Annotated in this window: 10 protein-coding genes; 4 read left to right on the top strand and 6 right to left on the bottom strand. The window is 39.4% G+C overall.

What is annotated here, in order from left to right; genetic code table 11:
• Positions 1-12: 12 nt before the first annotated feature.
• Positions 13-195 (top strand): hypothetical protein, encoded by a 183-nt coding sequence (locus H6G74_RS13570; RefSeq protein WP_190589107.1) that lies wholly within the window; start codon positions 13-15, stop codon positions 193-195.
• A 127-nt stretch (positions 196-322) separates the two neighbouring features.
• On the opposite strand, the gene H6G74_RS13565 is transcribed toward H6G74_RS13570, so the two are convergent.
• From H6G74_RS13565 to H6G74_RS13540, 6 genes are all read right to left on the bottom strand, one after another.
• Positions 323-739 (bottom strand): response regulator, encoded by a 417-nt coding sequence (locus H6G74_RS13565; RefSeq protein ID WP_190589109.1) that lies wholly within the window; start codon positions 737-739, stop codon positions 323-325.
• Between the two features lie 157 nt (positions 740-896).
• On the bottom strand, positions 897-3,104 hold the full coding sequence (gene ppk1, locus H6G74_RS13560) for a polyphosphate kinase 1 (RefSeq protein ID WP_190968169.1): 2,208 nt from the start codon (positions 3,102-3,104) through the stop codon (positions 897-899).
• Positions 3,105-3,378: 274 nt separating this feature from the next.
• Positions 3,379-7,683 carry a carboxypeptidase regulatory-like domain-containing protein gene (locus H6G74_RS13555; RefSeq protein WP_190968168.1) on the bottom strand — a complete coding sequence of 1,435 codons (4,305 nt, stop codon included), beginning with the start codon at positions 7,681-7,683 and terminating at the stop codon, positions 3,379-3,381.
• 186 nt (positions 7,684-7,869) lie between these two features.
• Complete coding sequence (locus tag H6G74_RS13550; RefSeq protein WP_190968167.1) at positions 7,870-8,760, bottom strand: fimbrial biogenesis chaperone; 891 nt, start codon at positions 8,758-8,760, stop codon at positions 7,870-7,872.
• A 19-nt stretch (positions 8,761-8,779) separates the two neighbouring features.
• A complete protein-coding gene (locus H6G74_RS13545; protein WP_190968166.1) occupies positions 8,780-9,214 on the bottom strand; it encodes a hypothetical protein in 435 nt (144 codons plus the stop codon).
• A gap of 229 nt (positions 9,215-9,443) precedes the next feature.
• On the bottom strand, positions 9,444-10,040 hold the full coding sequence (locus H6G74_RS13540; RefSeq protein ID WP_190968165.1) for a hypothetical protein: 597 nt from the start codon (positions 10,038-10,040) through the stop codon (positions 9,444-9,446).
• Between the two features lie 505 nt (positions 10,041-10,545).
• On the opposite strand from H6G74_RS13540, the gene H6G74_RS13535 reads away from it, so the two are divergent.
• From H6G74_RS13535 to H6G74_RS13525, 3 genes are all read left to right on the top strand, one after another.
• Positions 10,546-11,958 (top strand): sensor histidine kinase, encoded by a 1,413-nt coding sequence (locus H6G74_RS13535; RefSeq protein ID WP_190968164.1) that lies wholly within the window; start codon positions 10,546-10,548, stop codon positions 11,956-11,958.
• 197 nt (positions 11,959-12,155) lie between these two features.
• Positions 12,156-12,635: a DUF2267 domain-containing protein gene (locus H6G74_RS13530; protein ID WP_190968163.1), complete on the top strand. Its 480-nt coding sequence runs from the start codon at positions 12,156-12,158 to the stop codon at positions 12,633-12,635.
• Between the two features lie 141 nt (positions 12,636-12,776).
• The gene (locus tag H6G74_RS13525) at positions 12,777-13,631 is read left to right on the top strand and encodes a hypothetical protein (protein ID WP_190968162.1); all 855 of its coding nucleotides are present in this window, start codon (positions 12,777-12,779) and stop codon (positions 13,629-13,631) included.
• Positions 13,632-13,690: the final 59 nt, after the last annotated feature.

Below are 13,690 nucleotides of genomic sequence, written 5' to 3'. Positions count from 1 at the left end.
GGCAGATAAACAATGGATTTACAAACTATAAAAGAACGAGTTGCAGCAGTTCAAAGCAAACGCGACTACCTTTTGAGTCTTTTAGAACAGCCAAATTTAGGAACTTTGAGAATTGATGTCAATCAAGCTTTAGAAGAACTAGATGATTTACTTGATGAATATAAACGTACTATCCCAGAAACGGGAAATAATTAATTTGTACTAAAAATTGCGTCGGTATCTCTGATGAGGATCAGGTTGATGCCGACGCTTCTCAATAACAAAACATTACTAGCTCTCCACCAATGAGCCAAGCCTAAGTCAACATAGCATTTGCGCCAATTTATCGCATAATTTCACTGTCGCCTCTACGTTTGCCTAATTGTCTGACTAAAGCGATGAGTTCAGAGGTTGAGACATCTTTTTTACAAAAATCATCGAAATTAGCCATTCCTGTGGCACGAGGAGATTTAGCCTCTTCTACTGAAGAGTAAGCAAGTATTTGAGTCTGGGGAGAAATGGCTTTAATTTGACTCGAAGCACTCCACCCGTCCATGATGGGCATTTGTAAATCTAAAACAATCACATCAGGACGGCAGCATTTTACCATTTCGATCGCTTCTTGACCGTTACTCGCTAACCCAACAACTTGAATATTCTCTTGACAAGAAAAAGCCAATTGTAGGGTTAAACGAGTTAATTCATGGTCATCAACCACGAGAACACGTAACACAGAAGACTCACAGGAGAGCATTAACATTCAAGGTAAAAAACTAGTGACAACAATGTTTATAGTTTATGAGAGCGAGTCCTGATAATTACTCTATCTTATGGTTGATAACTCCTGTTTTATCAACCATAAGATAGAGAAAATACAGAAAAATTAAAGTTTGCTAAAAAAATCAAATTTTTACTAGTTATTCAGTGTAAGAAAGACTCTTCTGAGCATCTAGCAAATTTGGAGTTACGCCTGTAGAACGGAGTGCCATATTCATCAGAGTTATTTGTGAATTAGCTTCTGGGCAATCATCACCAGGACGGCGTTGAATATAAGTACCATCAGCTTGTAATTCCCAAGCTTGGCGATTATCTGCCAGCATAATTCCTAAGATTTCTTGCAAATCTTTGGCAATATCTTGATCTTTGATTGGTGTAATCACTTCTACTCGCCGATCTAGGTTGCGACGCATCCAGTCCGCACTACCAATATAGATTTCTTCTTGGCCATTGTTATAGAAATAATAGATGCGGGAGTGTTCTAAAAAGCGACCGATAATGCTGATTATCCGAATGTTTTCACTAATGTCCTTGATTCCTGGACGTAAACAACAAATGCCCCTAATAATCAAATCAATTTGCACACCAGCATGGGAAGCTTCGTATAAAGTAGCGATGATTTGTGGGTCAACAAGGGAGTTCATTTTGGCAACAATGCGCCCAGAAAAACCATTTTTGACATTTTCGATTTCGCGCTGAATTAAAGACAAAAAGCGATCGCGCATATTCACAGGCGCAACTAACAATTCTCGATAGGATTTTTGCCGGGAATAGCCAGTTAAAAAATTAAACAAATCTGTAATATCAGCGCCTAATTCTTCACGACAACTAAACAATCCTAAATCGGTATATAGTCTTGCAGTTTTAGGGTTATAATTTCCTGTGCCGATATGTACATAACGACGCATTCTGTCTTTTTCGCGCCGCACTACCATAACGGTTTTGCAATGGGTTTTTAAGCCAACTAACCCATAGACAACGTGTACTCCCACCCGTTCTAAACGCCTTGCCCAGTAAATATTATTTTCCTCATCAAATCGGGCTTTTAATTCTACTAAGACGGATACTTGCTTGCCATTTTCAGCCGCCGCAATTAAAGCATTAACGATTGGCGAATCACCGGAAGTCCGGTAAAGAGTCATTTTTATGGCTAGTACATTCGGATCATGGGCTGCATGGGTGATAAACCGCACCACTGTTGCCGAAAAAGACTGATAAGGATGGTGGACGAATAAATCCTTTTCTCTAATCACAGAAAAAAAATCTTTGCCTTCCTCCATTTCCAAGACATCTTCGGCTATGTTCGGTTCGCGCAACCGTTGTAGACGGGAAGGAACAACAGATTGACGTGGAGAATCTTTCAGTTCTGGCAAGGGCAAAGCCATAAAATACATCAAATCTCGCAGACCCAATAAACCATCTACCTCATAAACATCGCTGTCGATTAAATCTAAATCTTGTAATAACCTTATACGGATTGGTTCGGGAGTTTGGGATTGAATTTCGATTCTGACGGGACTACCACCGATGCGACGTTTGCGTAGTTCTTGTTCAATGGCTAACAACAAATCATCGGCTTCATCTTCTTCCAGGGTTAAGTCAGCATCACGGGTAATGCGGAAGGGGTGATATTCCTGGATATTCATCCCTGGAAATAGAGTATGTAAGTTATGGGCGATCGCTTGTTCTAAAGGTACACCCGTCCAGTTGGCTGTATGGCCATTTTCTTGAATACCCAACTCTGGCGGTAAAGGCAAAAATCTGGGTAACACACTTGGGACTTTGACTCTAGCGAAAAATTCTTCTTCGGTATCTGGGTTTTTGACCACCACTGCCAAATTTAAACTGAGATTGGAAATGTAGGGGAAAGGATGGCTAGGGTCAACGGCCAAAGGAGTCAAAACGGGAAAGATTTGTTCTTCAAAATAATTATCTAAATAAGTCCGTTGTTTTTGGTTTAAATTAATGTAGTCCAGAATGTGAATACCTTGCTCGGCTAGTAGCGGACGCAAAACTTCTTCAAAATGCTGATGCTGTTTAACTACTTGCGGGCTAAGATGCAGCCGAATATCATCTAACTGTTGTTGCGGGGTACGGCCATCGGGTGTTAACTGAGTTACCTTTGCTTCCACTTGTTGCTTTAAAGCGGCAATCCGCACCATAAAGAATTCATCTAAATTGGAACTGAAGATGGCTAAAAACTTCAGTCTTTCTAAAAGTGGTGTGCGTGAGTCAAAGGCTTCATGCAATACTCTGTTATTAAATTCCAGCCAGCTTAACTCTCGGTTGATATAGTATTGTGGATCATTGAGATTGATGGGATTGGCAATCTTTTTAGATTTCGGCATGACGATCTGCGGGTAGCCAGAAGTAGCCCACAAGGCTGAAGAACAATAAACATATTAGTGGAAATTTGTAATTGCCGAGAAGTTGCTTTTTTACAAAACAGGACTTACGCACAAAGATTTTGTGTTGAGACTGGGTGTGGGGGTTAAAGAGTTTTGAATAAGTACACCCTTACACCTTTCCTACAACCTTTGGTTTTCGTATTACTGCGTAAGTCCTACAAAAATCAAACAATTTTGGATTTTGAATTAATTTGCTAGTGAAACATAAAAAACTTTACTTTTCTTTAGTTTCCTTTGCGGCTGTAGAAATTGGTAATTGCAGATTTTGGTCGTAGACGAACTCGTTGTGAATAGTGACATCACGTTTGGGGAAAGTCTCACTATTGGCGATCGCTTCTTGGGGTGGAATTCGCAATGTATACTTACCGACAGGCACACCATCTACACGATACAACCCAAATTCGTCAGTCATCGCTGCTAGAACTTCTGTACCATCAAGATTGACGAGTTCTACCCGGACATCAGACATGGGTTGACCTGCAACATCAGTAATTCGGCCTGCTAAACCATATTCTAATCTGGCAGTAAAGTCTACATTCGTTACACCTGCCATTCCCACTTCAGCCACACGGCTGGTTTTTTGTACGGTGAGTTCTACAGGTAATTGTTCTGGGTCAACTTCGACGCGATAAACACCTTCTGGTAAACCACCAACAAAGAAGTTACCACTAGAGTCTGTTTTTGCACCACCCACAGGTTTGTTGCGGTTATTGATGACTCTAACACTAGCGCCTTGTAAATCATAACCTTGATTTTCGCCTGAAACAGCAATGCGTCCCGCGATCGCACCACGGTCTTTACCAAGAGAACTAAAGCTACTAGGAACAGCCCGACCACCAGCAAATGACAAGTCTGAGACTAATGATACTGTCAGGCGATCGTCATTAAATCCGCCAAAAGCATTTCTCCTCCCCGCAAAGGGAATACCTTGATATTCAACCCTGGCGAATAATCCCGGTAGTACTTGCATACTAGCACCAACAATCGGGCCAAAATTCCCCTCACGGTAAGCCAACCCCATTCGCCAACTCAGTTGTCTAATACTTGCAGGACTATAGTTCAACGTCGCTGTATAGCGAGTAGCATAATTACCACCAAAATCAGTACCTAAAGAAACTTGATAGTTACGATTAAAGTTATAACTTAAATCACTAGCATATCTATCTCCATAAGTATTAAAAGATAGTCGTGCCGCACGATTTACTTGATAATAAGCATTGAATAAATACTGCCCAGTAATATCAGGTCTACCGCTTAAAGATAAACGAGCAAAAGGTTGTAGAAAGAAAGTGGGCGATATATATTCATTTGTATCCGTACCGCTTTTACGACTACGTGCTAGAAATCCTAACTGAAACTTATTATTAAATCGATAACTTACTTCTGCACTATGGTTAAAGAACTCACCAGAGTTTTTGCCATTCCGATATCCGTTGGGATAAGACTGGGAATTAGCCGTAATATCTAACTTTCCTAATTGAATATCTAAATCTGTGTTATAAGCTAACTTGCCAAAAGAATTACCCACACTAGCAGATAAAACCACAGGATTCGCTACCCGCCAAACTAATCCGGCTTGGCTTTGAATTGTATCTGGTATCGCCTGTACAGAACCTTCAAAAGTTAAATTATTAGAAATACCTTGGCGAATTTGGTAAAATCCAGCAAATTGCCCAGCATCAGTACCATTGTTATTATCAAACAAAGAATTTTGGACTAAATTTCCAGTTAAACCCACCCCTGCTAATTGAACATTACCACCTGCTGGTAGTAATAAATCAGAAGCATTAATTCTCACAGAACGGATTTCACTAGGAACATTGAGATTATTCCGGTCAAAAACTAAAATTTCAATTTGATTATTTTGCCCAACAGGCAAATTAACATCAACAAATTCGTATCTACCATCAAACCCAACCTGCTGCTGTGCTACAACGACTCCAGAAACTCTCAATTGCACAAAACTTGCGGGTGGAACTACACCTTGGAAAGTTTGTAAAGGTCGAGAACGTCTTGGTAATAACTCATTCGCATTGTTAGTTTGATTAAAGCGATTGGTTGGTATATTAGTATAACCAAATTGCGCTCCAGTCAAATTTAGACTATTGACTAGGGGGTTAATACCAATTTGTTGCCTACCGACTTGATAAAGAAAGCCTCCATTGCGTTTATAGTAAAAATATTCTGATACATCAGGAGAGTTTTCAAAATTATTATTGACCCTTACACGCCATAAACCACCTGCTAATCTGCCCCCCAGCAATGTAGAACTGCGTAAGTTGACATCGCCAGCATTATTAACAATATTTAACTCTTGTCTTAAATTAGAAAAACCATTGATTGGTGCAAATACATCTGGTTGTAAGTTAACTGCTTCACTTGTATATGCTGTACCATCACCACGCCAAGGCAAGTCAATAATCAAAGCCAGATCCAAAGAGTTAAATTCAATACTTGTCGATAGTTTTTCTCTAACAAAGGCATCACTAATATAGTTGACACCTTTAAAATTTTGAATATCACTCTCTGCAAGATTAATTGTACCTAATGGTGTATTTAAATATGTATTGTTATCTTTGGTTTCTACTGTAAAACCAGCAAGTTTAGCAAAATCCTCCAAAGGCAGAAGCAAGGTATTTCCTTGGCGGATAACATCTAAGTTTCCTACTTCTTTTCGATTAATAATTACTCCTAGCAATAAATTCTCTAAATTTGAGCTCGCTGTTTGAGTAAAAGTAATACGTGAGTTGTCGTCTATATTTAAGATATTTTTACTAACATCTACTCCTTGTTTTGGCGGCTGTACTTCAGCAGGTTTAGTGTTTGGTTGTGGAGTTGATTCTGTGGCTGAACTTGGTGCAGGAGTAGTGTTAGTAGCTGTTTTTTGCGGAACCTGTGGATGAGCTGGTTGTTTTGTTAAAAATGCTGATAAATCTTCTGATTTTTTTGATGTTTGGCTGTTAATTGGAACTTCAGCAGGTACATTGGCAACTTTATATTGAACTGATGAATTAGACGGTTGTTGTGTTAAAAATGCTGCTAAGTCATGAGAATTTATCGAAGTTTCGCTAGTTGCGGCGGTAGATTCTGTTGTTGTAACATCAGGAAACTGCGATTGAGGTGTTTGTTTTGCTAAAAAAGTACCAAAATTATCAGCATTTGTATCAGTTTCGTTGGTCGCTACTTCAGAAAGTGCTGTAATTGTTTGCGACCTTTGTTTATTAACAAAAGTTGCCAAGTCTTCTGGTGCTTTAGCTGCAATTGTCGCTGATGCAGAAGCTGTTGTATTTTGAAGCTGTTGGGGTTGTTTATTTAAAGAACCAGTTAGTTCTTCTGGTGTTTTGGCTGCATCAGCATTACTGGCAACTTCAACTTTAGTATTTTGTGGTTGTGGTGGTTGTTTTAATTTTGTTGAGTCATTATTAGTAACCTTGACAGGTACTGTAGTTCTTCGACGTTGAACTGATGTTTTTGGTTTAGTTTTGTTATCAGAAGTTGTCGTAACAACTTGAGTCGGTGCTTTGACTTTCTGTTGTACCGAAGCTTGTGCTGGTTTTTTTGTTGTTGATGCTGAGTTATCGGGTGTTGTTGTAGCGACTTGAGTCGGTGCTTTGACTTTCTGTTGTACCGAAGCTTGTGCTGGTTTTTTTGTTGTTGATGCTGAGTTATCGGGTGTTGTTGTAGCGACTTGAGTCGGTGCTTTGACTTTCTGTTGTACCGAAGCTTGTGCTGGTTTTTTTGTTGTTGATGCTGAGTTATCGGGTGTTGTTGTAGCGACTTGAGTCGGTGCTTTGACTTTCTGTTGTACCGAAGCTTGTGCTGGTTTTTCTGTAGTTGATGCTGAGTTCTCAGGTGTTGTCGCTGCAATTTGAGTCGGTGCTTTGACTTTCTGTTGTACCGAAGCTTGTGCTGGTTTTTCTGTAGTTGATGCTGAGTTCTCAGGTGTTGTCGCTGCAATTTGAGTCGGTGCTTTGACTTGCTGTTGTACCGAAGCTTGTGCTGGTTGTTCAGTAGACAAAGCCACCAAGTTACTTGGCTTTTTTGGAGTTTCGCTGGTAGTAGTAACTTTAGAAGGTGCTTTGACTGGTTTGCATTTAACTAATTGCTTAGTTAATAAATCTGGGGACTCTTCTGATATTGCTGAACTTGCACTAATTGAAGCTGTTTGTGCAGAATTTGATGCTGTTGTGCATTTATCAAGTTCTTGGGTTGATGTTTCCGATACTTCGGGAATTCCGCTTGTAAACGAAATATCAGATAGTATTGTACCTTTCGTACTACGTTGAACTGGTGCTTCACTAGCATTACTTTCAGCAGATGACTCTTGTTCCTCTACACCATTGGTAGAAAATTCTGCTTCTGGTGTAGTTTCTGGCGGAAGTGGAGTCGCTACTGTATGTCGCGCAGTTTTATAAGCTGGGTTTGCACTATTTTTATCTGGCGCTGTAATAGGAGTATCTTGCGCGGGTAGAGTAGTAACTTCTGCTGGTGGTAAAGGTGGTGAAGCTTGGTAGATCATACTTGTATACAAATGCTGGTATGACAGCCTAAAAAAGTTATAGGCTGGAAGTTGATTGCAGAGACAGACAAGGTAACTAATTTAAAAAACTAGAGAATTTTGGTTAGATAACTGGCAAAATCTACACAATGTGAGGAGAGATTAGAAGATTACCAGAAGTGAGAAAATCAATTTTTAAACAGTATATTATTTACTTCTGGCTGTAACTGTAAAAGGAATACCCTTATCGATTGCACTGCCATTTAAATCACCATTCACATCTAAAACATATTGCCCAGGAGGCAGTTTTTTGGTGATATTTAGTATTAATTGACGGCGCGTACCTGGCAAAACAGGTGTTGAAGGTAGCATTCCAGCATCCAATACACCATCTGGCTTCTTATTTTTTTCTGCTTGCAAGTTAGCTATTTGCTTAGTACCACTTGCACCAGGATATTTATTAGCAGACCAAACAGCATATTGACCATTCATTCGCACATAAGCATTACCTTGGCTAGAAATGTCAAATGCAGCTTTTAAATTATTAGATTTACCATCAACCGAAATTGAATTCAGAACACCTACTTTTTTGATACTGCCAACATAAGCATAGACAGCAACACCAAAACGTCCTAAAACTTTAACGCCAGAACTGGGTTTTTTCTCCTGGTTAGACTTGACTTCTTCGACAAAGATTAAAGCACGGTGTTCTCCAGCTTGAGGTTTAACACGAGGGCGAACTGAAAAACGCACGGTTTGGGTTTTGCCAGGAGGAAGAGTAAAGCTGACAGGGTTGACAGTAATCCAGTTATCTAGAGATTGCTCAGTTGATTTTACAGGCTGAATTTCATTTTCTTCGTTAAGAATCCAACCTTGGATATAAATCCTAAATGTTGCAGGTTGATTATCAATATTCACGACACGAAAAACCTGAGTTTTAGGTTTTTTATCATCAAGTTTTAATTCAAACCTGGGTGGGCTAACTCCAATTGCTATTGCCAGGACATGGTTGCAATTAAAAGCAAATGTGCTTAGAGTTAATAGCGCGGTAGTCCCAATTTTATAAAGTCTATTCACTAATTCTTGCTGCTGATTCATTGGTTAATTGCGTTAATATTTAAATCCCAGTAAATGTCACCTTTAATATTCCTGAATAGGAGCCAGAAGTCTTAATATCTGAAAAATCTAATCTAAAAGTGGCTCCTCCTTCTAGAATCCTCTTCGCAGAATTAGGATCTAAAGTTGGGTTAATTGGAGTAATAGAAACAACTTTTATTTCTTCACTAATACCTTCTTTACTCAGACTATTCTCAGTTCCCTGATCTGAATTCACACTATAACTCACAGATATTTGGGTTTCATCTTGAGCTTCTGTAAGTTCTAGTTGCCAGATTTTTTGGATTGTACGATCCACTATTGTAGTCAGTGTAGGTGTTGGTAATGATGGGTTGATTAAGTTGGTTTCTATTTTGCCATTGCCTACTTGATTAGACCCTTCAGTGAAAACTTCATTGACTTTGATTGGATCTAGAGTAATTTTACTACCAGGCAAACTAAATTGCCCCCAAGTCTTGGGGTGATACAAGAGAAATACAGACAAAAATGTGCTAATAAATAGTAGGCGTTTCATCAGATGCTTACCTGACTAAATCAAAGAATGACCTTGAGATATTAAGTTCTGGGAAGAGCATTTAACCTAATGTCATAATTTTGCTCTGAGCCAGAACTTGCCATTTTTACCTATTGGTTTAGATGCAACTCAAGGCCAAAATTTACTATGTCTAAATACCTGTAGCTGTGATTCTCAAAGCTTCTCCTGCTGGTGGAGAGTATGTACCAGATGCTAAGGCGTTTGCAAAGTTAAATCCAAACTGTACATTTCCTAAAATAGGATCTAATGTTGTATCAAGACCTGGAGCAGCATCTGATTTAGCTGAGGTAGGCGAGATTACAGAAATGGTTATCTGATTGCTGGATGCGGTATCACCATTCAGATAAAGTATTCCAGAACCGTTATATTCAACCTTATGTTCAATCTGATTATTTACACCAGTGCTTGTACCCCAAATTTTATAAACTAAAACGTCCCCTGTTTGTATTGTTCCTGAAGTAGCAGTTAAGGTACCAGGATCAGGAAGAGGTGTATCAACGCTACCATCAGAAGTAAAGTTTCCAACGGTGTTTTGAGGAACTCCAAAAAACTCTGAGCTATTGGGTTTAAAAGTCAGGCTTTGGTAGGTTTGGATGTAAATAATCTCTGGTACTTCGACTTGGATTGGTACATCAACAAATGCTGCTTTAACAGGTGCAGATAGTAAAGTATTTGCCAGAGAGGCTGCACCGAGAGTAACTGCTGCTAATAAGAAGTTCTTTTTCATGGGGGCTAAATAATTACTCTTTAGAAAAAGATGACAAAATCAATGTAGCCGTTGTAGCAAAAATAGCACCTCAGAGAATTTACCAAAGTCTACGCATTTTACATATATTTCCCTTGTTGGTAATTCTCTATAAAGTTAATGTAAAAGCATAGTTTTTTTATGCTAATTACTTCTTAAGTACTTTGATATAAACTGAGTGAATATTTTTCTGTCTACAGTGAAAATACGATTATTGTGCTAGGTAAAATATGCTTTCATCAAGCAGTTTATAAGTTAAATTTAGGATTTAGGTGTAAAATTTTTACTCAATCAACTTCTATTTTGATAAATTTAGAATCAAGATATTTGGCGCTGATTTAACTAGGACTTAAGCAGTAAGACGGAAAATTAAGGGTCTGGGGTAGTTTGAAGGGGTATAGAAGTGTAAGACCTTGTAATCTAATATATTCTTAGCTATTAGTTATTGTTATCAATAAATCTACTTAAGTAGATTTGGGTTGCAAGTATGTTTCAAGCTACTCGTCGTCGGTTGGCTATTTGGTACACTGCGGTAACTGCTGTGTTGTTATTGCTGTTTGCTAGTGGTGTGTACTTATATGTTCGGAGTACGTTGGTGGAGCGAATTGACGATACTTTAAATCATGTGGTGGAAATTGTTGAGCGATCGCTTGTCATTGAGCCAGTAAATCACGAAACTGATAAACTCCGCATTAATGTAGAAGCCAGTTTTCGCAACAATGCCAATAATGTCGATGATGACCACATTGACTTAGAATGGTTTAGCCCTACAGGGAAGTTACTTTGGTCAACTTTCTCAGAACCTTTAAATATTCCCATTCACGGTAATCATACTGGTGAAACAGTCCGCATCCCCAAACCAGACCAGTGGGAAGACTCGGAACTATCGTTGCGTCAAGTCACCCAGCGCGTAGAATTTGGTCGACAAGTATTAGGATATCTGCGTGTTAGTCATCCGTGGTTTGAAGTTACTAAACCCAGTCGTCAGCTAATTTTAGATTTAGCATTGGGAATTTGGTTAATGTTACTGTCGGTGGCTGCAAGTGGCTGGTTTCTGTCGGGAAAAGCAATGGAACCAGTGGGTGATTCTTATCAAAGACTCAAGCAATTCACTGCTGATGCTTCCCATGAATTGAGAAGTCCCATTACTTTGATTCAAACTAATGTACAAGTCGCCTTAAGTGAATTAGAGTTAGTGGAAACAGAGGTGAGTAGTTCTACTAACTATCGTCAACAGTTAAAAGTAGTGGAACGACTGACGCAACGCTTAGGTAAGTTAGTCAATGATTTATTATTTTTAGCAAGACAAGATAGCGGTATCAGTAAAGATACATTTTCACCTTGTCCTTTGGATGCTTTACTGATGGAAGTGATTGAAGAACAGCAACTTCTCGCTAGTGAAAAAGGCATTGCTTTAAATTTGCACTTAGTTGATCCGCCAGTTGCGGAAACGAGTCCTGAATTACTAGAAAATTGGTTCACCCTCTTAGGTGATTGGGATCAACTAGTTAGACTATTGACAAACTTAATTAGTAATGCTTTACGCTATACTCCGGCGGGTGGTAAGGTAAATGTCGAGTTGGCACGCCAAGAAGGAATAAGTCGGGTATCGAGGATGCGTGTCAGCACGGCTCAGTTACAAATTAAAGTGAATGATACTGGCGTTGGTATTCCCACAGAAGCATTACCCAGGTTGTTTGACCGTTTTTATCGGGTAGATCCTGCGCGTACTCATAAAAAAAGTGAAAGCACAGCTACAGATAGTGCTACAGGTTCAGGATTAGGACTGGCGATCGCTCAAGCTATTGTCGAACATCACCAAGGTCAAATTCAAGTGGAAAGTAGTATTGGTAAAGGTACAACTTTCATTGTCACTCTCCCCGTAACTCTAGAGTCTTAAATTTTCGTTTATTGTTTTGTTTCCTGTGACAGATGAATAGATTTGGCATTACTTACTAACTTAGATATTAAAGCTTGCATTTTTTAAATCATAAATTTGAGCGAACACAGTTTACTGTTTACTCTGATGAGGATGCGATAAACTGCTGATTTGTTTTGCCCAAATGCAGCTAAAGATAGGTTATTGGAGGAGATAAGATGCCAACTCCCATTGCAGAAAAAAATCTACCTTTTTTAGAGAAGGTAAAGCAAAATAGTGGTTTAGCTGACCTTTACGATGCTAGAGATATTACAGAAGTAGTATTTCGCGTGATGCGTGACTTAATGACTACAGAAGCGGCTGACCGAGTTGAAGATGAACTACACAAACCAGCCGAAGAAACTGAAGATAAATCTCTGCAAATGGAAATTGCCGAACTGTGGCACGATACTAATCCGATTGTGAGCTTTTTGAGTCGGGTACGTCCACCCTGGCAAGGCCCTGGCATCTTTAAAATTGATAGCGATCGCTTTTTATTCCGTGTTGCTAATGAAGGCACTATGCCACCAAATGTAGACCGCGAACAAGTCGTAAAAGCCGTTTTTTCTGCTACGAAAGATGAACTTTCACAAGAAAGAATTGCAGAAATTGCTAGTTGGCTTCCAGGCAGAGTTCGTCAACTTTGGGAAGAAGCTTAGATTTTTAATCTGGTTAACTGAAATATTTAAGTTATGAATTTGTCATTAGTTATCTGTGTGGCTTAATAACAAATAACTAATGACAAATGACGAACCAGATAGTTATTAATACTCGACCTTCATCAGGAGTAAAAGCTAAATATGAACTCTCAAAAATTACGTCAACTTACTGGCATATTCAGTGCTGTTTGCGGCGGTTTATTAATTAGTTTACCTGCAATTTCACAAACAGTAGTAGCCCAACAATCACCTACTGTCACACCACAACAATCTACTTCTAAGGTGAACCCTTGCCCTAGTATTTTTTATGAAGAGCCACACAATAACCGAGTTGTAGTACCGCAAGGATGTCCACCGAATGCCCTCACTCAAAGATTAGCAAATCAAGGACTGTTACCTGCAAATCCCACCACAACTACCTCCTCTCCATATCAAACAGGATTAGGTGTGGGTGGTGAAACACCGCAAACTGGTGCGGGTAAAATCAATCCTTGTCCTCGGATTTACTATGAAGAACCTTTCAACAGCAGAAATGTTGTACCGCAAGGTTGTCCACCTAATGCTTTCTCTCAAGGACAAGGAAACATTTCTAGCCAAGGTGTACCAGTAAGTCCCCAGGTTTCTACTGGTGAAACTACCACCACTCAAACCCCTTCGCCATCTCAACAACAAACACCCAGTGCAACGATCGCTCTGGCTAATGGTAAAGTTGATGTGAAGTTAATCAATGATACTGGCGCTAAAGTTACTTACCAAGTTATTGGCGATACAGAAGCGCGATCGCTCGAAGGTAAGTCCAATGTGATGTTACAAGGTATCAGCGCCCCAGTTACAGTCACATTCCAACGCGAAGACGGCGGACTACTGTTAGTCACACCCCAAGCTTCTACTACACAACCCGGAATGCTAGAAGTAACTTTAAATGAAGCAACTGACTTAAGCCAAGACACTAAGGCTATGCGAATTCAACAAAACGGTTCAGTATTCTTGAATTAGTTTTAATTGGGAGTTGGGAATAGAGGAACACATATCTTGCACTTAGCCCCGACGAATGG

Source organism: Nostoc spongiaeforme FACHB-130, from assembly GCF_014698475.1.
In the GTDB taxonomy this organism is placed as follows: Bacteria; Cyanobacteriota; Cyanobacteriia; order Cyanobacteriales; family Nostocaceae; genus Nostoc_B; species Nostoc_B spongiaeforme.
This window is presented reverse-complemented; position numbering and strand designations above follow the sequence as displayed.